The organism is Qipengyuania sp. (assembly GCF_048550555.1).
GTDB lineage: Bacteria > Pseudomonadota > Alphaproteobacteria > Sphingomonadales > Sphingomonadaceae > Qipengyuania.
The window spans coordinates 48327-67006 of sequence record NZ_JBLYYF010000043.1 but is presented as its reverse complement, the minus strand read 5'-3'; the positions used below and the strand labels follow the sequence as shown (position 1 = coordinate 67006).

15 protein-coding genes and 1 tRNA gene are annotated in these 18680 nt (G+C 65.1%); 5 read left to right on the top strand and 11 right to left on the bottom strand.

What is annotated here, in order from left to right; genetic code table 11:
* Positions 1-9 precede the first annotated feature (9 nt).
* Together grxD and ACN4E0_RS11615 are read left to right on the top strand one after the other, a co-directional pair.
* The gene (gene grxD, locus ACN4E0_RS11620; RefSeq protein WP_221600799.1) at positions 10-342 is read left to right on the top strand and encodes a Grx4 family monothiol glutaredoxin; all 333 of its coding nucleotides are present in this window, start codon (positions 10-12) and stop codon (positions 340-342) included.
* Between the two features lie 313 nt (positions 343-655).
* On the top strand, positions 656-1438 hold the full coding sequence (locus ACN4E0_RS11615) for an NUDIX hydrolase (RefSeq protein ID WP_419568010.1): 783 nt from the start codon (positions 656-658) through the stop codon (positions 1436-1438).
* A gap of 39 nt (positions 1439-1477) precedes the next feature.
* Here the strand turns inward: ACN4E0_RS11615 and ACN4E0_RS11610 are convergent.
* A tRNA-Arg gene (locus ACN4E0_RS11610) sits at positions 1478-1554 on the bottom strand.
* Positions 1555-1615: 61 nt separating this feature from the next.
* Between ACN4E0_RS11610 and ACN4E0_RS11605 the strand changes: the two genes are divergently transcribed.
* Positions 1616-2341, top strand: a complete 726-nt coding sequence (locus ACN4E0_RS11605; RefSeq protein ID WP_419568008.1) for a queuosine precursor transporter — start codon at positions 1616-1618, stop codon at positions 2339-2341.
* Between the two features lie 65 nt (positions 2342-2406).
* On the opposite strand, the gene ACN4E0_RS11600 is transcribed toward ACN4E0_RS11605, so the two are convergent.
* From ACN4E0_RS11600 to ACN4E0_RS11555, 10 genes are all read right to left on the bottom strand, one after another.
* Positions 2407-5424 (bottom strand): TonB-dependent receptor, encoded by a 3018-nt coding sequence (locus ACN4E0_RS11600; protein ID WP_419568006.1) that lies wholly within the window; start codon positions 5422-5424, stop codon positions 2407-2409.
* 201 nt (positions 5425-5625) lie between these two features.
* A complete protein-coding gene (gene virB11, locus ACN4E0_RS11595) occupies positions 5626-6651 on the bottom strand; it encodes a P-type DNA transfer ATPase VirB11 (protein ID WP_419568003.1) in 1026 nt (341 codons plus the stop codon).
* Positions 6652-6664: 13 nt separating this feature from the next.
* Positions 6665-7792 carry a TrbI/VirB10 family protein gene (locus ACN4E0_RS11590; RefSeq protein ID WP_419568001.1) on the bottom strand — a complete coding sequence of 376 codons (1128 nt, stop codon included), beginning with the start codon at positions 7790-7792 and terminating at the stop codon, positions 6665-6667.
* Between the two features lie 2 nt (positions 7793-7794).
* The gene (locus ACN4E0_RS11585; protein ID WP_419567999.1) at positions 7795-8565 is read right to left on the bottom strand and encodes a TrbG/VirB9 family P-type conjugative transfer protein; all 771 of its coding nucleotides are present in this window, start codon (positions 8563-8565) and stop codon (positions 7795-7797) included.
* Complete coding sequence (locus ACN4E0_RS11580) at positions 8562-9737, bottom strand: type IV secretion system protein (RefSeq protein WP_419567997.1); 1176 nt, start codon at positions 9735-9737, stop codon at positions 8562-8564. The genes ACN4E0_RS11585 and ACN4E0_RS11580 overlap by 4 nt, the downstream gene beginning before the upstream one ends.
* Positions 9734-12190, bottom strand: a complete 2457-nt coding sequence (locus tag ACN4E0_RS11575) for a VirB4 family type IV secretion/conjugal transfer ATPase (protein ID WP_419567995.1) — start codon at positions 12188-12190, stop codon at positions 9734-9736. The genes ACN4E0_RS11580 and ACN4E0_RS11575 overlap by 4 nt, the downstream gene beginning before the upstream one ends.
* Complete coding sequence (locus ACN4E0_RS11570; RefSeq protein ID WP_419567994.1) at positions 12180-12464, bottom strand: type IV secretion system protein VirB3; 285 nt, start codon at positions 12462-12464, stop codon at positions 12180-12182. The genes ACN4E0_RS11575 and ACN4E0_RS11570 overlap by 11 nt, the downstream gene beginning before the upstream one ends.
* A gap of 1 nt (position 12465) precedes the next feature.
* Positions 12466-12765, bottom strand: a complete 300-nt coding sequence (locus tag ACN4E0_RS11565; RefSeq protein ID WP_419567992.1) for a TrbC/VirB2 family protein — start codon at positions 12763-12765, stop codon at positions 12466-12468.
* Between the two features lie 5 nt (positions 12766-12770).
* Entirely contained in the window at positions 12771-13400 is a 630-nt protein-coding gene (locus ACN4E0_RS11560) for a lytic transglycosylase domain-containing protein (protein WP_419567990.1), read from the bottom strand.
* A 153-nt stretch (positions 13401-13553) separates the two neighbouring features.
* Complete coding sequence (locus ACN4E0_RS11555) at positions 13554-13937, bottom strand: hypothetical protein (protein WP_419567988.1); 384 nt, start codon at positions 13935-13937, stop codon at positions 13554-13556.
* A 266-nt stretch (positions 13938-14203) separates the two neighbouring features.
* On the opposite strand from ACN4E0_RS11555, the gene ACN4E0_RS11550 reads away from it, so the two are divergent.
* Positions 14204-15769, top strand: coding sequence for a hypothetical protein (locus tag ACN4E0_RS11550; RefSeq protein ID WP_419567986.1), 1566 nt, complete (start codon positions 14204-14206; stop codon positions 15767-15769).
* A 126-nt stretch (positions 15770-15895) separates the two neighbouring features.
* Positions 15896-18649, top strand: coding sequence for a TonB-dependent receptor domain-containing protein (locus ACN4E0_RS11545; RefSeq protein WP_419567984.1), 2754 nt, complete (start codon positions 15896-15898; stop codon positions 18647-18649).
* Positions 18650-18680 lie beyond the last annotated feature (31 nt).

Below are 18680 nucleotides of genomic sequence, written 5' to 3'. Positions count from 1 at the left end.
CGGGCCGTTATGTCCGATACCAACCAGCGCATCGCCGATATCGTCGGCGGCAACGACGTCGTGCTCTTCATGAAGGGCACGCCCCTCTTCCCGCAATGCGGCTTTTCGAGCCGCGCGGTCGCCATTCTCGATCATTGCGGCGTCGCCTATGACAGCGTCGACGTGCTGCAGGACATGGAAATCCGTCAGGGAATCAAGGCCTATTCCGACTGGCCGACCATCCCCCAGCTCTACGTGAAGGGCGAATTCGTTGGCGGCAGCGACATCATGATGGAAATGTTCGAAGCCGGCGAATTGCAGCAGATGATGGACGAAAAGCAGGTCGCCAAGGCGGCGTCGTAGTTCCGGCCCGGTCGCCCCACGGGCGCGCCGGGGCATCTGTCCAGAACGGGTAAGGCCCGCCGAGCGACAAACCTGGCGGGCCTTTGTTCGTCTGGGAGCCGGAACCGGGAGACCTTGGTCCGACACCCGTTGAAGACTTGAACGGGACGCAGCTTTATTTGCACGCGTCGTGCCAAACGGCCGCCACTCCGGGGTTTTCGACCCTAACAATAGTTAACGGCAACTTCGCCGTAACGCTTAGTGTAAAAATTCCCGACAGCGCGTCGCTGCCTTTGCGCTTGGCAAGCCCCGTGCCCCCCGGCACAAAGCGTCGATGAGCGAATTTTCCGACAAGAGCGCCGACGGCATACCTGCAGCCACTGTGGTCATCTTCCGCAACGCGCCGCAGGGCGGGGCGCCGCAAATCCTGATGACGATCCGCTCGCGCGAGATGGTGTTCGCCGGCGGCATGGCGGTGTTTCCGGGGGGTCGGGTCGATCCTGCCGATTTCGCGCTGGGTGCGAGCATGGGCGGACCGCTCGATCCGGACGAAGCGGCGCATCAGGTGGCGGTCGTGCGCGAAACGCTCGAGGAAACCGGGCTCGCCATTGGCTTGTCGGGCGACATCGATGCCGATCGCGCGCGCGCGGCGCGCAGCTTCCTGCAGCAGACCGGCGAGCTCGCCCCCGTACTCGACCATTTCGGTTGGGAGCTCGATCTCGGCCAGCTGGTCCCCTTCGCCCGCTGGTTCCCCAAGAACGAGCGTATCCCCCGCGTCTATGACACGCGCTTCTACCTCGCCGACATCGGCACGGGGGCGGTCGAGATCGAAGCCGACCTGTCGGAAAACACGCATCTGTTCTGGACCACCGCACAAGGCGCGCTCGACGCGGCGGAAAAGGGCGACATCAAGATCATTTTCCCGACGCGCCGCAACCTCGAACGGCTCGCGCTGTTCGGCAGCTTCGCCGAGGCCAAGGCTCAGGCCGAGGCCATTCCGGTGCGCACGATCACCCCCTTCATGGGCGAGCGCGGCGGCAAGAGCTGGCTCGAGATCGGCGAAGACCTGGGCTATCCCGTCACCGGCGAACCGCTGGAGAGCGTCGCGCGGGGCTAGCCGCTCACCACTGCCCGTTCAGGAGCCTGGGATGAGAACTGGCGCGCCCGGCAGGACTCGAACCTGCAACTCCAAGCTTAGAAGGCTCGTGCTCTATCCAGTTGAACTACGGGCGCGCTCCGGGCCCGCCATAACGTGCCTTTCGCGGCGGGCCAATCGGCAGTAACCGTCTTACCGATGGAAAACGCACCGCAGACCGCAGCCGAGCATCGCTTCCGCTATTACGACCTGGTGATGGCGGCATTCGTCACCATCCTGCTGTTGTCCAACCTTATCGGAGCCTCCAAGCCCAGCTACGTGGTCCTGCCGGGGATCGGTGAATGGTCCTTCGGGGCGGGCGTGCTGTTCTTCCCGGTCAGCTACATCATCGGCGACGTGCTGACCGAGGTCTACGGCTATGCCCGCGCCCGGCGGGTGATCTGGACCGGTTTCGCCGCGTTGCTGTTCATGGCCTTCATGGCCTGGGTGGTCGTTCACCTGCCCCCTGCGGCGGGCTGGCCCGGGCAGGACGCCTACGAATTCGTTTTCGGCAATTCCTGGCGCATCGTGTTCGCGTCGATGATTGCCTTCTGGGCGGGCGAATTCGCCAACAGCTATGTCTTGGCAAAGATGAAGGTGTGGACCGAAGGGCGGCACCTGTGGATGCGCACGATCGGTTCGACCGTCATCGGCCAAGGCCTCGACAGCCTGATTTTCTACCCGCTCGCCTTCTGGGGACTCGCCGGCTGGCCGGTCGAGCTGCTGTGGCAGGTCGTGCTGTCGCAATGGGCGATCAAGACCGCATGGGAGGCCCTGCTCACCCCGGTGACCTACGCCGTGGTCGGGAGGCTGAAACGCGCCGAGGGCATCGATCTGTTCGATACCGAAACCGACTTTTCACCCTTCGCCTCGAGTGCGGACTGAAGGCACGGAAAAGGGGCGACCCATCGGGCCGCCCCTTCCCCTCTCCCCATCTGAGTGGGTTATGCTTAGAACTTCGCCCCCACCGCAATGCCGTAGCGCCGCGGATCGAGCGTAAAGATGTTGGTGAACAGGCCCGACGATGCGTCGGTGACATAGAGCCCGGTGACCGAGTTGCTGTCGAAGATGTTCTGCACGAAACCACGAACGAACCAGCGATCATCGGTTCCGTTCAACTGGATCGACGCATTCGCCTGCACGAACGGAGCGACCCGGTTGATGCGGCCGTTGAACACGTTGCCGTACTGTTCGCCGGTGAACGCCAGGTCGAAGCGCGGAACGAGGCTCATGCCGTTGCCGAACTCGGCGGTGTACTGGACACCGATCGAGGCCTTGAACTCCGGCGCCTGCGGCAGCTTGTTGCCCTTCAGGTTGACCTCGACGCCCGGGCTGAGGACCGAGATGCCGCCGAAGGCCTGCCCGAAGGTCACACCGGGTGCGGCCTCGACTGCGGTGAAGGCGTCGAGCACGCCGCAGATGCTGAATGCACCGTTCGACGCGATGCCGCCGTCCGCCGGGAAGGGCGCCGGGTTCTGCAGGCCGGCACCGGCCTCCAGTCCGGGAACCGCGCCGGCGTTGATCGCACCGTTGATCGCCGCGACGTAGCCGTTGGCATTGCCGCCGGTCACCGCGCACAGCGCGCCATTGGTGATGTCCTTGATGATCACCGCCGTCGGATCGCCGCCCCCCGGATCACGCGGATTGCTGAAGAACTGGTCCCCGGCGACCTTCGCATTGAGGTAGCTGAGGTTCATGTTGATGAGCCAGTTGTCCGAAGGACGCATGATCGATTCGAGTTCGAGGCCCCAGATCTTGGCATCGATCGTATCGTTGACCGAGGTCCGCGCGATGATGCGACTGAGCTGGAGGCTCGAGTAGTCGTAGTAGAAGCCGGTCAGATTGACCTGCAGAGCGCCGTTGAAGAAGGTATTCTTCGAACCGATCTCGAAGGCGTTCAGCGCTTCGGGACCGAAGCTTTCCGACACCGAGAAGACCGGCGACAGCGGCGGGTTGATGCCGCCCGACTTGTAGCCGCGCGAATAGGACGCATAGAGCAGATTGTCCGGCGACAGTTCGAAGTCGAGCACCACGCGACCGGTGATCTTGTCGAACCCGACTTGGCGCTGCTGCAGCAGCTGGTTGCCCGGAGTGCCCGGATCGGCGTCGAACGTGACCACGAAGGGCGATTCGAACGGATCGCCATTGTTGCTGTACGGGTTGAGGAAGTTGGCCAGCGTCGTCCGCGCCGACAACTGCTTCTTGTCGTTGTTGTACCGGATACCGGCGGTCAGCTTGAGCCGGTCGGAGATGTCGAAATAGACTTCGCCGAACAGGCCGTAGCTCTTCAGTTTGAAGTAGTCGGTGTTGTTCCGGTAGAACGACGTCGCCAGATAGGATGGCGGAAGGTCGTTGGCCGGATCGGCATCGGTGGTCGAGCCGAAGCTCGTGAACGAGCCCAGAATACCGGTGATGTAGTCGATCGCAAACGAATTGACATAGTAGTCGGTATCGAAGGCCTCTGCCTCGGCATAGATGCCGCCGATCAGGAAGTTGAACGGACCATCGAAATCGCTCGAAATGATCGCTTCACCCGACCAAGATTTGCCGTTCGACCGCGACCGGTCGAACGCGCCGGGCAGGTCAGAGCAGATGGACTGGCCTTCGAAGGCGCCCTGATTGTTCACCAGCGTATCGGAAGTACACAGGGTGCCGTTCGGCCCATTGGGCGTCAAAGCATTGTAGATTGGAGAGAAATAGGCCGATGAGCCAGGGACGAAAGCCGGGAACGGAGCCGGCAGACCCGTCGGAACGCCATTCGCCGCGAAGAACGCCAAGCTGTTCAGTGCCGTCTGGAACTGAACACCCGTGCGGCTTGGAATACCCAGGTTGTAGTCCTGGCGCGAGTCGACCGTCGTCTCCTGGTACATCCCGGTCAGCGACAGCCTCATGCTGCCGAAGCGCTGGTCGAGATGGGCCTGGACCTGCAGTTCGTCGGCGAAATATTCAGGCGTGAACGAGGTGCCGACTGTACGGACGTCGTTGGGCTCGTCGAAGCTCGCGTAGATGTCCGGCCCGTAGAGGCTGTTGAGGCCGAACGAGTTCCCCAGGGCAGCGCCCAGCTGGGTCGTCAGGAATTCGACCGAGCCGAGCGTCCCGGTGAAGGTCGCATTGGTGTTGGTGTTGTCGAAGTCGCGGCGGTTGTTGAGACAGCCGAGCACACCCGTGGGATCGCGCTGACACTGCTGTTTCTGGATCCGCATGCGCTTGTCGTCTTCACGGAAGTAGTATCCCATGATGTCGAGCGTGGTGTCGGCGGTCGGCTCCCAGCGCAGCGAGCCGCGGATCGCATACATGTCCCGGTCGTCGAGGTCGTTGCCGTCGTAAAGATTGGTCGTGTAGCCGTCGCGGTTGAGGTAGAAACCCGCCGCGCGCAGGGCCAGCGTGTCGCCGATGGGCACGTTGATCATGCCCTTCGCCTTGATGCTGTTGTAATTGCCGTATTCGAATTCGCCCGAGGCACCGAATACACCGAGCTCGGGCTTGTGGGTGACGACGTTGACGACGCCCGAGGTGGCGTTGCGGCCGAACAGTGTGCCCTGCGGCCCACGCAGCACCTCGACACGCTCGAGGTCGAAATATTCGGTCTCGAACAGGCGGGTACCGAACAACGGCGAGCCGTTGGTGTGAATGCCGGTGGCCGCGTCGCAGGAGGTGCCGACGCACAGGTCGCCGATGCCGCGGATGGTAAAGCTCGAACCAGTGAAGTTCGATTTGGTGAAGGATACGTTGGGCAGCGTCAGCTGGAGATCGCTGGCATTCTCGATCTGCTGGGCTTCAAGCGCTTCCGCGTCGAAGGCGCTGACCGCAATTGGAACTTCCTGCAGCGACTGGTTCTGTCGCTGAGCGGTAACGATGATCACATTGCCGCCAAGCCGCGGCTGGTCGTCTTCGGTTTCCTGAGCAACCGCCGGAAACGCAATCGCGCTCGCGCAGATGCTCGCGAGCAGGGAAGCCCTCACCCTCATTAACCCTCTCCTCTCCATGTGGCCGTCTTTGCGGCCTACCCTCTATTGCTAACACACATTCGTATGCACGCAAGGGATTGCGCATGATTGTTGCGCAAAGGACAGGCGAATTTTGGCATGTGTTGTTCCGGCGCCGCATCACTGCGCGTGATTGACGCTACGGAATACTGCCGCTCGAGGACTGCGACACATTTACCGCAGTCAGATGAGCGTATGGCTTTCGGCGATCTGAGTGATGCCGCGCTTGCCCGAAACATCGCGTCCGAGTTGTACAAGCACGTCAATGACGCTGGCTGCATAAGCGATCGTGTCGCTGCGGGTGAGGCCGATTCCCGTCTGCATCACCATCAGTGATAGCTGTTCGAGCGCCCCATGCAGGCTGTTCGCATGGATGGTCGAGAAACTGCCCGGATGGCCGGTGTTGATCGCGCGCAGGAAGCTGACGCTTTCCGCGCCGCGCAGTTCGCCGAGCACGATGCGGTCGGGACGCAGGCGCAACGCCGCCTGGAGCAGTTCGTTGGCGGTAACCTTCGCCTCGCCTAATTCGCCCTTGACCGCGACCAGGCCGACGCCGTTCTCGCCCGGAAGCTTGAGTTCGGGCGTGTCCTCGACCAGCACCACGCGTTCATGCCTCGGGATTTCGCCGAGCATGGCGTTGAGAAAGGTCGTCTTGCCCGTGCTGGTGCCGCCCGATACGAGGATCGTGCGCCGCTGGCGGATCGCTTCGCGCAGAAAGGCCACAGGCTCGGCCTGCGCATCGGGCATGGCGCCGCGCTCCGGCGGGGTCAGCGGACCGGTGTCGTAGGCATCGAGCGGCAGGTCGAGCCGGCGGTGACGGCGGATCGCCATGGCCCAGTGCTTGCGCGCCGCGGGCGGCCCGCAGAACTGCACGCGCGCACCGCCGGGCAACGTCGCGCCGAGCAGCGGGTGTTCGCGGTTGATCCCCTGATGGCTGACGCGGGCGACCTGTTCGGCCAGCCGCTGGACCAACCGGTCGTCGATCTCGGGACGCAGAACCTTCTGCATGCCGCCGGCGGCCGCATCCTCCACCCAGACCTCGCCCGGCCGGTTGACCAGGATTTCCGTGACCGTGTCGCGCTCGAGCCATTCGCGGAACGGGGCGAGATAGGCGTCGAGATAGACGCTGCGCTCGCCGTGGAGGTCCACGGTCGGCGCGTCCGCTTCCGGATGGTCGTCCGGCTGGAACGGATGGATATCGGCGCTCACTTCGTCGTCCCGTTCAGCTGACCGAGGAGAAATCCAGGTCGCGCGCGGTGAAGATGCGGATCGGTTCGCCCTGGCGCACGCGCACCGTGGGACTGCGCTGGCCGTCCTGCTGCGCCGCCGTCGCCGCGGCCGAGGAACTCGCGCCGCCGATCAGGACGCCCGCCGCACCGCCCGTGGCAAGCGAGCCGACCCCGCCTACAACCGAGAGCAGCATGGCCGAGCCGAAGCGTTTGAAGAAGCTCGCTCCCGACACCTTGCCGGCGAGCCCGGTGGTGCCGTCGAAGCCGATCGCGGGCGAAGCGAGGTTGACCGAGGCGCCGTCGGGGCGGATCAGCCGCGTCCAGATGACATAGGCGCGCTTCTGGCCGTTCTGCAGGCCCGACTGATACTGGCCGATCAGGCGACTCGACCGCGGGACGAGGATCTTGGTCCCGTCGAAACTGCGCACGTCCTGGCTCACGACTGCGCGGACGTAGCCCGGCACATTGGTATCGATCGCGGTTTCGAGAACCGCCGGGATCAGCGTGCCCTGCGTCACCGTGGTCGTCGGATTGACCATCGCCTTGGCCTGCGCCGGCGCTCCGCCGACGCCGCCGACGCGGCTGGCGAAGTCGGACGCCGAATTGCCCGACGATCCGGTGCCTGCGGCCTCCGCGGCACCCGGCTCGGCAATCGCGAGCGTGGCCGGCGAGGCCCCCGAATCGAACACCACCGTGGGGTTGGCATAGGGATTGCCTGCGATACCTGGCTGCGGCTGCGCAGCGAGCACGGGCTGCGGTGCCGGGTCCGGGCGCGCCGCCGGAGAGGGGATTGCCTGCGCGGGTGTCGGGGGGGTGATCGCCGCGGCGGGCACGGGCGGAGCCACTTCGACCGGTGGCTGCTTGCCGCCGACCCCTTCGGGCGGCGTGATCCGCGCCGAATTCATGCTCCACAGCGTCACGAGACCGAGACCGGCGACGATCGCGATACCCGCGACCATGCCGAGCGCATCGGACTTCCCCGCGGGCCGCGCCACGGCGGGGAAGGCGTTGCGCTGTGCGAGGTCGATCACCTCGGCATCGGTTTCATCGCGCGGATCGACGTCGTTGGCGATACCGGCATCGCCGGGCTTCTTTTCGGGCAGTCGCATGGCGAGACGCATAGTTACCTCCCCTTCGAGGCGAGAGCGGCCTTGCCGCTCGCATTGGTGGTGGAGCGTTCGGGCCCCGTATTGACCAGCTGGGCACTGTCGTTGCCCGAGCGCAGTACGATCGTGCGCGGCACTCCGTCGACGACGATCGTGTCGCCGCGGACGGTGAAGTTGACCGGCCCCTCGACCCCCTGGCTATTGGTGACGAGGATCGCGGGAACGTCCTTGCCATCGGGCCAGGTCAGGAACGTGGCGGTGCCATCGTCATAGGTATTCTCGGGCAGCAGTTCGGGATCGCCCGAAGCGTTCCACGCGAAATTGAGGTCGGCGGGATCGACGACCGCATAGGGGTCGCGCGCCGCCTGGCGCTCGACCGCATTGGGCGCCGCCGCCATCTGCACCTCCTCGTCCTCGGGCTCATCCGGATAGGCGAAGCGCATCAGATAGAGCGGCTTCGCGCCGGGATTGGCGACGAGGTCAAACAGATAGGTCCGCTTGCTGGTGATCACCGTGAGATTGGTCGCGGCGCGCGCCTCGAGCGGCTTCACGAACAGGATGTTCGCCCGCTTGTTGGGCGTGACCTGCCAGCTCGAGCTGTCGCCGATAGCGACATTCTCGATCACTTCGTCCTCGCCGAACATGATGCTGGCCTGCACGGTGACGCGGCCTTCGACGCGGACCACCTTGGCCTCGTCGTACATCACCTCGACGAGGCGTGAATCCTGCGCCGCGGCCGGCGCGGCCAGCAGGGCGAGAGCGAGCGCGGGAATGAGCGCGCGGGTCATGCGTGTTTCTCCATCGAACGGTCGAGGGCCTTGGGGGTCGCGGACTTGAACCGGCTACCGATGCCGGAGCCGCGGATGCGGGCCTTGCTGGAAGGGGATTGCGAAGCCGACGTCGAAGAGGTGGCGTAAACCTTGGTCACGCGCGTTCCGCCGCTGCCACCCGTTGCGCCGCTATCATTGGCGGCATAGGCGGTCGGCACGGCGGAGACGTCGATCCGGCGCGCCTGCGAGCTCACCTGGTTTGCGGCCTGCGCCTGGGCGAGCGCCATCGGTGGAACGGTCTGCTGTGGTGCCGCTGCCGGCGTAGCCCTGTCGTCCTTGTCGGCGACCAGGCCGAACACGCTCCAGCCCGAGACCATCGTCCCGGCGACCCTGAGCACCAGCACCATCAGCGCGACATGCACCGCGCCGATCATGAAGAAGGCCATGCCGGCCTGCGGATCGACCTGTCCCGGGGTCGCGGTCAGCGCCCCGAGGATCGGGACGGCGAGTTCGAGCATCACGCTGCCGCCGAGCACGGCGAAGAGCGGCGCCAGCGCGCACATGGTCACGCCCTTGACCCAGCCGGTGAAGAGCCCGCGCGTCCCGTTGAACAGCGCCATGACCACGAAGATCGGCCCGAGCGCCACCAGCACTCCCAGCGCGATCTTGGTCGTCACCAGCAAGCCCACCGTGCCGAGCATGAACAGCATCGCCCCGAGCCACATCATGCCTTCGGGCGAGAAAGCGGAGAACTCTTCGTTACCGCCGCTCGCTTCCTGGATGGCGAGAAAGACCACGTCGATCTTCTGCGCGAACGTATCGGTGGCCGAGCCCTGCGTCCCCGTAAGGATGCCGGCGAGATAATCGGGCGTCGCGACCGCGAGATTCCAGACTACGCTCTGGTAGGCGATCCAGCTCGTCGCGAAGGTCAGGACCAGCCCCAGCGTCATCATCCGCGGGACGAGATTGCGCACGCCGACATTGGTGCGCCCGGTCAGCAGCGCGAAGGCGAACAGCGCGATGAACAGCGTGAGAACGAGCGTGAGCACCATGCCGAGCGAGCCGCCCGGGGCGAACAAACGCCCGAACGCCGCGGCGCTGGCTTCGCCAGCGATGCAATCGACACCGCGCAGCGCAGCGGCAACGCCGTTGCCGACCTGCTCGGCAGCCTGCTGACAGCTTGCGCTCATTCGGCAGCAAGGCCGAGGGGTTCGACCCCCGCCTCCCCTGCATCGTCCGCGCCGCCGGGCCATTTGCTGCCGGTGAGCGCGGGGAACCAGTCCGAGGGCGCATCGCCCAGCGCTTCGCGCAGCAGGTCGAGCCTGCGCACCGAGCTTTCGCGACCCGAAAGCAGCGTCAGCACTTCCGGCGCGCCCGAAAGATCGAGGCGCACGACGACGCTGGCATCGGGCTGGCGGACGAGGAAGCAGCGGCTGTGCGCCGGCAGCGTGCGGATCAGCGCCAGCTCGTGCTCGGTGAGGCCGAAGCCGTCGCAATAATCCTCGGGCCGCGCGCGACTGTTGGGCATGAACACCATGGTCGCCGTCTGCTCGACCAATGCGGTCGAAATGCGGCTCTCGAGCGCATCTCGCGCCGACTGGGTGGCGAAACCGACCAGGGCGTTGCGTTTGCGCAACGTCTTGAGCCAGTCGCGGATGCGCGCGGCGAAGACTTCGTCGTCGAGCGCCTTCCACCCCTCGTCGATCAGGATCATGGTCGGCTTGCCGTCCAGGCGTTCCTCGATCCGGTGAAAGAGGTACATCATGGTCGGCGTGCGCAGCTTCGGGTTTTCGAGCAGCGCGGTCATGTCGAAGCCGAGTACGCGAGCGGTCAGGTCGAGCCGGTCTTCGGCATTGTCGAACAGCCAGGCATGTTCGCCCCCTTGACCGTCATTGGCACCGATCCAGGCGCCGAGACGATCGGCGAGGTCGCCCGGTTGCGGACGACGGCTGCCCGATAGCAGCTCCTTGAAGTGCCGCAGCCGGCGCAGCGACGAATCGTTGGCATAGGCGGCATCGACCGCGCCCGCGATCGTCTGCTCCTCCTCGGGCCCTTCGGCCTTGAGGAGGACGCCGAGCCAATCGCGGAGAAAGGCCTTGTTGCCCGCGGTATCGGGCAGCGCGAGCGGGTTGAAACCGGTCGGCTCGCCCGCGCGAATGCTGTCATAGCGACCGCCGATGCCGCGCACGAACAGTTCGGCGCCGCGATCCTTGTCGAACAGGATCGTCCGCGGGCTGAACTTCTGCGCCTGCGCGGCGAGGAAGTTCATCACCACGGTCTTGCCCGAACCCGATGGCCCGATGACCGAGAAATTGCCGAGGTCGCCGTGGTGGAAATTGAAGAAGAACGGCGTCGCGCTGGTGGTTTCCAGCAGCGTCACCGCCTCGCCCCAGTGATTGCCCTGCGCCTGGCCGAGCGCGAAGCCGTGAAGCGAACCGAAGCTCGCCATATTGGCGCTGGAGATCAGTGCGCGGCGGACGAGATAGCCCTCGTTGCCCGGGAACTGGCCCCAGAAAGCCGGTTCGCAATTGGTATCCTCGCGCACCGCGATCGCGCCGGTGTCGGCGAGCGCGGCGGCGCAGGCGGCCATCGCATCGTCCAGGCGGCCCAGGTCGCGTTCCTTGACCATCACGGTCAGGTGGTGGTCGCCGAAGCCGACCGCGCCGTTGCCCAGGGCGTCGCGCGCAGCCATCATGTCGGCGCGCTCGGCGGCGGCCTCCTCGTCGGCGCTCTTCAGGCGGCGGATGGCGAGGTCCATGCGCTCGCGCGCGGTCTGCCGCTCGGTCGGAGCGTAGCTTTCGCTGACCACCATTTCGAAAGGCAGCCGCAGCAGGCTGTCGAGCAGCCCCGGGCTGGTCGCTTCCGGATAGTCCTTGAGGCCGAGAATGGCGGCGAAATCGGGCGAGCCCGAGCCGCGCATCTCGATCGCATCGAGCCCGAAGCTTACACGGCGATAGGGCAGCATATGGCCGAGATCGACATCCTCGGTCGGCTTCCTGACCGGGCGCATCTCGCCATTGTAGAGCGCCGAAAGCAGCTCGAGCATTTCCGAATTGGTGTTGCCCTGCGGCCCCACGTAATCGCCCAGCGGCGTCGCGCCATAGGCCTGCAGCGCGGCAACCAGCCCCTGCGAGGCGGCGCGCAGGCTGCGCAGATCCTTGGGATCGGCTTCGAGCCGGTCGTCACCGCCCCTGCGGCGGAATTTCTTGCTCACGCGCTCGGCGAGCCCCGCCTTGCCCCGTGCCGGGCGACGGATCAGCGTGATGAACTGGTCGTTGACGAAGAGCTGGCCCGAACCCAGGCGTTCGCGCCAGCGGCTGTCGATATGGCGACTGATCGGATCGGGAAACTCGGCCTCGAGCTCGACCGACACACGGCGGCGGATGACGTGATGATAGAGGACGAAACGCGCGTCGAGCGTCGAGCGCAGCACGACCTCACGGGTCGCGGCATGCGCGTTGAGCGCCTCGCTGTCCTCGGTCTCGAACAGCAGGCCGGGAACCTGGATCGCGGTCATCACCGAACCGTCGCGCAGCAGCAGCGTGCTCTCGTCGATCAGGCGCAGATACGGCAGGCGGTCGCCGGCGCGCGCTTCCTTGGCGCTCCAGGCGGCGGCGCCCATCCATTTGTCGTTACGCGGCATAGGAATTGCACCCCCAGCGCTGGTAGTTCTTCACCCGCGGGCATTTGCTGACCTTGGTGATCCACAGGTCGAAGATGCGCGGTTCGCGCAGGCAGGCGAAATAGCCGACACCGTGCATCACGGCGAAGACGAGCAACGCCAGCCAGCTGCCGGTGATGAGGAAGGCCTCGGTGGTCACCATCCCGTTGATGATAAAATAGTTATATGTCACCCCCGCGAACATCTGCGGGCGCGTCAGGGCGCGGTGAACGGGATGGCGGACCAGCGCGGTCATGTCAGCCCGCCACGCCCTGGATGCCGGCGACGATCGAAGCGGCCCCGAACAGGATGAAGACGCCGATGATCACCGTCGCCCCGAAGCGCCAGTTGAGGCGTCCGGTCAGCATCATGAAGCCGACGGCAGCCACCGCCATCACCGCGACCGCGGTGGCGACATTGCCGAGCAGCGTGCCCTGGAGCCAGCCGAGCGCGGCAACGATCGGGCCCGAGCCGGCGGGATCAGCAGCCTGCGCGAAGGCAGCGGTAGGCGAGAAAAGCGCGGCCAGAGTTGCCGGAACAGTGAACTTGCGACTCAAGTAATTTACTCCCGTGAATGATCGGACAGACGACCCATGATCGCTGCCACATAAGTCTGCGTTTCGCGAATGCGGGGAACGCCCCCCGCCTGAAGAACACGCCCCGGGCCGGCATTATAGGCGGCCAGAGCCTTCTCGAGATCGCCGTCGAAGCGGTCGAGCTGCTCGCGCAGATAGCGCGCCCCGCCCTCGAGGTTGGCGAAGGGATCGTCGGGGTCGACGCCCAAGTCGCGCGCGGTGCCCGGCATCAGCTGAGCCAGGCCGCGGGCACCGACCGGCGAAACGGCATTCGCGCGCCAGCGGCTTTCCTGCCACACCAGGGCCTCGATCAGCGTCGGGCTGAGATCGAAGCGCGCTGCGAGTTCGGCGACCTTGGCCTTGTAGCCCTCCGGAACCAACCGCGCATGGCTATCGGGATCGGCAACCGCGACGTCGGGAACGAAAATCTCCGGCGGGACTTCTGCATAGGGTTCGACAGGAGCAAGGTCGGTCGGGGCAGCAGCTAGCGCGGTGCCTCCGCCGGCAACCCAGCGCGCTCCGTCCACGTCGATCTCCATGACATCCGCCTTCACCGGGAAGGCAGTCAGCGCTGCACAGGACAATCCCGTGGTCAGCGCCAAGCGTGCGAGAATCATTGCACCCTCCGTGCGGTCCCCTTGGGCATACTACATGACAGGCGGGTGACAAAAAGCTGAATACAGAAAGAAACTGTCGCAACGCGATACAAAACGGCCCGCCTCCCGAAGAAAGGGAAGCGGGCCGCCTCGGCTCGGCATTCTCGCGGAGAACTAGCGGAGCGAAAGCGCGTAGTAGCGGGAGAACTCGCCGCGATCGAGCATCGCCAAACCCTTGCGGGCAAGACGGCGCGAATCGACCCAGTCTCCGGTCGCGGTCTCGAGTTCGACGCTCGCGCGCGCCTCGGCGACGACGGTGAATGCGGCGCGCGCCGCGTCATAGTCCCCCGTGCGCGCGAGCGCGATGGCATGGTTGATGAGGCGGGCGGGATCGTCCTGCGCCAGTTCGTCGCATGCTTCGATCGCCTTGCGCGCTTCGGCGTCCCGGTGCGCGACGAGCTCTTCATAGCCGACATCGTATTCCGCCTGGGGCCCGGGGACCGCCGCAACCGGCCCCTGCGCGAGAATGGCCAGCGCGACACTCGTAAGGATGGTCATGACTGTTCTCCCAAATCTGTTTCTGACGGGAGAATGCGCCCAGCCGGATCGAACTGCAACAACACCGTAACATTGTCACAAATCTGCAATTTGATGCATTTGGGCATCACTTTTTCGTTGCGCCACAATTCGTCGCATTGGTCGGCGGAATTGCAACATAACGGTCATGCACCGACAAAAACTGTCACGAACGGTCCCTAGCGGACGAGTCGCGATCAAAGAGCTCGCAACTCGATTCATTCCGGTTTTTGAGGGGACCGTTACCCGTGACCAACTTCCATCGTTCGCTCGTCCTCGGCTGCTCCGCTCTGGCTCTCGCCAGCTGCGGTGCCGACGAAATCGTCTCGCCCGGCACCGGCGGCGACATCATCATCAACCCGCCGGCCACCCCGGCGCCCACTCCAACCCCGACGCCCACTCCGACCTCGTCGCTTGTGACGCCGGCCGCAGGCTGCCCGACCATTTCGGACCCGGTCGGCCTGACCGACAGCAACACCATCTCTGGTCCGACCGGTACCTATCGCGTCTGCACCCTGCCCGCGGTCTTCTCGGCATCATCGACTCTGCCCTACATCGAAGGCCTCGTGTACCGCATCAACGGTCGCGTCGATGTCGGTACGGACGGCGGTCCGACGGCGTCCGGCGCCGACACGGATGTCGAACTGACCATCGAGCCGGGCGTGATCCTGTTCTCGCAGGGCTCAGGCTGGCTCAACGTCAACCGCGGCAACACGATCCAGGCGAACGGCACCGCCGACCGCCCGATCGTCTTCACCAGCCGGGACAACGTCCAGGGCCTCAACAACAACAGCTCGTCGGGCCAGTGGGGCGGCGTCGTCCTTTCGGGCCGCGCACCGATCACCGACTGTATCGCTCCGGGTGCAACGCCGGGCACCGTCGCCTGCGAACGCCAGGTCGAAGGCGCGGCGCAGCCGGCCCTGTTCGGCGGCGCGACCCCCGGCGACAGCTCGGGCAGCATGACCTATGTCCAGATCCGCTACTCGGGCTTCGTCCTGTCGGGCGACAACGAACTCCAGTCGCTGACCCCCAGCGGCATCGGCTCGGGGACTACGCTGCGCAACATCATGAGCTTCAACAGTTCGGACGACGGCGTCGAATTCTTCGGCGGTCGCGTCAACGTTCGCAATCTGATCATCGTCGGCCCTGAAGACGACGGTCTCGACTCGGATACCGGCGTGAAACTCAACGCGCAGAACGTTATCGTCATCCAGCGCCCGGGCGTCGGCGACACCATCATCGAAGCCGATTCGAACAACGGCCTCGAAGACCAGACCCCGCGCCAGAATACGAAGATCTCCAACGCCACCTTCGTCTCGAACAGCGGCGTGGGCGATCAGGCGATCCGTATCCGCGGCGGTACCGACTACACCATCGTCAACTCGGTTCTCGTCGATCAGTCCGGCGACACTCCGTGCCTGCGCATCGACCTGCCGGAAACCGTCCGTGCGGCCGATGCCAGCCTCGACGAGGCCGGCCCGCCGGTCTTCAACAGCTTCGTGCTGGATTGCGCGGTCGACTTCCGTGACGGTTCGGGCGGTGTGACCGCGGCGCAGACGCAGAGCATCTTCGACGGCGGTTCGAACACCGACTCGAACTTCACCAACACGCTGACGATGACCTACGTCAACGGCGCAAACGAAAATGCCGTCGCCGTGTTCGATCCGACCGTGTTCTCGGCCTTCTTCACCATGCCGACCAACATCGGCGCGGTATACCCGGGCAACGACACCTGGGTTCAGGGCTGGACCTGCAACTCCTCGTTCGCGAACTTCGGTTCGGTGAGCGACTGCACGAGCCTGCCGGTCTACTAATCGGCATCAAGAGGCCGCGGGGCGCGCAGGATTTGCGCCCCGCGGCCTCCTTCGCATTTTCGCACAGGGGCCATCGCAGGACCCCGCCCAGATTCCAAAGGCCTGAACATGAGGGGGTCTCGAACCATGTCGACCGGCAAGCAGCTTACAGCGCTGCTCCTGCTCACCACCGCGCTTACCGTTCCCGGGACTGCATTCGCCCAGGATACGGGTGTTGGCACCGGCGCCGAAGGCGTCCCCGCCCAAGAAGATCCCGCGACCGACGCCGCAGCGGCGCAGCAGGTCGAAGGCATCGACGACACGCCCGCGGAAGACGAGTATGAGGAGCCCGAAATCTCGGTTCCCGGCGGCGCTATCGTCGTCACCGGCCGCCGCCGCCAGGACGTCACCCGCGCATCTTCGCAGGTCGTCTCGGTTCTCGACAGCGCCAGCATCGCGCGGACCGGCGAAGGCGACATCGCCGGTGCCCTGACCCGCGTCACCGGTCTCTCGACCGTCGGCAACGGCCTCGTCTACGTCCGCGGCCTCGGCGATCGCTACTCGCTCGCCCTCCTCAACGGCCTTCCGCTGCCCTCGCCGCAGCCGCTCAGCCGCGTCGTTCCGCTCGACATCTTCCCGACGAGCATCATCGCCTCGAGCCTGGTGCAGAAGACCTATTCGGCCAACTTCCCGGGCGAATTCGGCGGCGGCGTGATCAACCTCACCACCCGCGCAGTGCCCGAGGAAAGCTTCCTCAAGGTCAGCGCCGGCATCTCGGGCGATACCGAAACCACCTTCGGCACAGGCTACACCTATTACGGTTCCGATTACGACTGGTTCGGCTTCGACGACGGGCGCCGCGAACCCGGTCCCGCACTGCAGTCGTTCCTCGACAGCGGTCAGGCGATGACCGATCCGGGCGTGGACCAGCAGGCGATCCTGACCGAGCTGGGCGATCCCAACCTGATCCTGCTGCAGAGCATCGACAAACTCCCGGTCAACTGGTCGGCGGGCATCACCGCTGGAACCAGCTTCGACGTCTTTTCCGATGGCCGCTTCGGCGTGATCGCGGCCGCCTCGCTCAGCAACAAGTACCGCAATCGCTTCATCACCCGCCAGTCGGCGCTGAACGGCGATCTCGATCTCGACCAGGACGGCACCCAGTTCCAGACCGACCAGCGCGTCCTCGCCAATGCGATGCTGGGCCTTGGTCTCGAAGTGGGCGAACACCGCTTCCGCCTGACCAACCTCTTCATCCGCGACTCGCTCAAGCGTTCGTCCCTGGCGCAGATCGACGATCTCACCGACGACGACGACGATCTGTTCCAGAACACCGGCTGGTACGAGCGCCAGCTGATCGACTCGCAGTTCGTCGGCGAACTCGAATTCGGCGACCTTTCGATCGACATGCGCGCCGGCTACGCCCAGACGCAGCGCGAAGCGCCGAACGAATGGGAGTTCGTCTATTCGCGCGATCTGAATCCGTCGGGTGGCCTCGACGGTATCTACCTGAACCTCCAGAACGGCGGGCAGCGCGGCCGGACGACGGTCGCCTTCTCCGACCTGACCGAGGATCTCTACTACGGCGGCCTCGACGTCAGCTACCAGTTGGCCAACTGGCTCGGCGTGACGGTGGGCGGTGCCTATACCGACACCAGCCGCCTGTCGCGTCGCCGTGAATTCGACATCCGCACCACCGGTTCCTATCCGCTCGTCTTCGGCGCATTCCGTCCCGACAATCTGCTCGGCGATGCGCTGATCGCGCTCGGCTACGACAGCGCCGCCCAGGCGGCAGCCGGGATCGGGCCCTTCTCCTATACGATCATCGATACGACTGCTGCCGACCCGGCCTTTTCCGCCGGGCTCGAGATCAAGGCCGGCTACGTCCAGGCCCGCATCGAACCGGTCACCGATATCTCGCTCGATCTCGGTGTGCGATACGAAGATGCGACGCAGGATGTCGTGCCCCTGGGGCTGGACGGACTCCCCAGCGGTTCGGTCAATGCGACGCTGCTGAAAAACGACTACTGGCTGCCCGCTGCCACGATGACGATCCAGATCTCCGACAGCCTGCAGGCCCGCCTGAACGCGTCGAAGACCATCGCGCGGCCGCAGTTTCGCGAACTGATCCTGCAGACCTATTACGATCCCGAAACCAACCGCCAGTTCACCGGCAACCCGGGTCTCGTCGACAGCGAGCTGACCAATTACGAAGCCCGGCTCGAATATTACTGGGGTTCGGGGAGCAAGCTCAGCGCCGCCGGTTTCTTCAAGGACATCAAGAACCCGATCGAGGTCTTCTCGAGCTTCAACGACAATTCGGTGATCAGCCGGTTCGCCAATGCGCCCTCGGCCATGCTCTACGGTGCAGAGCTGGAGGTGCAGTGGAACAAGGACCTCTACGATCTCGGCGACTGGTGGGACAGCAAGCGCTTCGTGGCGATTGCCAACTACACCTACACGCAGTCGGACATAAGCGTGCAGGCGGGCGATCTGGTCAACGTGCCCGAACTGGGCGGCCTGCAGGCGGCGACCAACTTCTTCGCCGACGGCACCTCGCTGACCGGCCAGTCGGATCACATTGCCAACGTCCAGCTGGGCCTGGAAGACCTCGACCGGGTCAGCCAGTTCACCTTCCTGTTCAACTACGGCAGCAAGCGGGTGATCAGCCGCAGTACGCTGTCGCGCCCCGACATCCTCGAGAACCCCGGCCTGACGATCGACTTCGTCGCGCGCCAGGGCTTCACGCTGGCCGGGGCCGATCTCGAAGTGAAGTTCGAGGCGCGCAACCTGACCGGTCGCGATCACTTCGAATACCAGACGACCGGCACCAACCGGATCGAGAACAACAGCTACCAGGTAGGACGCAGCTTCAGCCTCTCGGTCTCGGCCGAGTTCTGAGGCATCCGAGCCGCAACTTCCGAAGGGCCGC

What these genes read in the sequence shown, in the direction of transcription:
- grxD (WP_221600799.1), top strand. Translation starts at nt 10, where the DNA reads ATGTCCGATACCAACCAGCGCATCGCCGATATCGTCGGCGGCAACGAC.
- ACN4E0_RS11615 (WP_419568010.1), top strand. Translation starts at nt 656, where the DNA reads ATGAGCGAATTTTCCGACAAGAGCGCCGACGGCATACCTGCAGCCACT.
- ACN4E0_RS11605 (WP_419568008.1), top strand. Translation starts at nt 1,616, where the DNA reads ATGGAAAACGCACCGCAGACCGCAGCCGAGCATCGCTTCCGCTATTAC.
- ACN4E0_RS11600 (WP_419568006.1), bottom strand. Translation starts at nt 5,424, where the DNA reads ATGAGGGTGAGGGCTTCCCTGCTCGCGAGCATCTGCGCGAGCGCGATT.
- ACN4E0_RS11590 (WP_419568001.1), bottom strand. Translation starts at nt 7,792, where the DNA reads ATGCGTCTCGCCATGCGACTGCCCGAAAAGAAGCCCGGCGATGCCGGT.
- ACN4E0_RS11585 (WP_419567999.1), bottom strand. Translation starts at nt 8,565, where the DNA reads ATGACCCGCGCGCTCATTCCCGCGCTCGCTCTCGCCCTGCTGGCCGCG.
- ACN4E0_RS11580 (WP_419567997.1), bottom strand. Translation starts at nt 9,737, where the DNA reads ATGAGCGCAAGCTGTCAGCAGGCTGCCGAGCAGGTCGGCAACGGCGTT.
- ACN4E0_RS11575 (WP_419567995.1), bottom strand. Translation starts at nt 12,190, where the DNA reads ATGCCGCGTAACGACAAATGGATGGGCGCCGCCGCCTGGAGCGCCAAG.
- ACN4E0_RS11570 (WP_419567994.1), bottom strand. Translation starts at nt 12,464, where the DNA reads ATGACCGCGCTGGTCCGCCATCCCGTTCACCGCGCCCTGACGCGCCCG.
- ACN4E0_RS11560 (WP_419567990.1), bottom strand. Translation starts at nt 13,400, where the DNA reads ATGATTCTCGCACGCTTGGCGCTGACCACGGGATTGTCCTGTGCAGCG.
- ACN4E0_RS11555 (WP_419567988.1), bottom strand. Translation starts at nt 13,937, where the DNA reads ATGACCATCCTTACGAGTGTCGCGCTGGCCATTCTCGCGCAGGGGCCG.
- ACN4E0_RS11545 (WP_419567984.1), top strand. Translation starts at nt 15,896, where the DNA reads ATGTCGACCGGCAAGCAGCTTACAGCGCTGCTCCTGCTCACCACCGCG.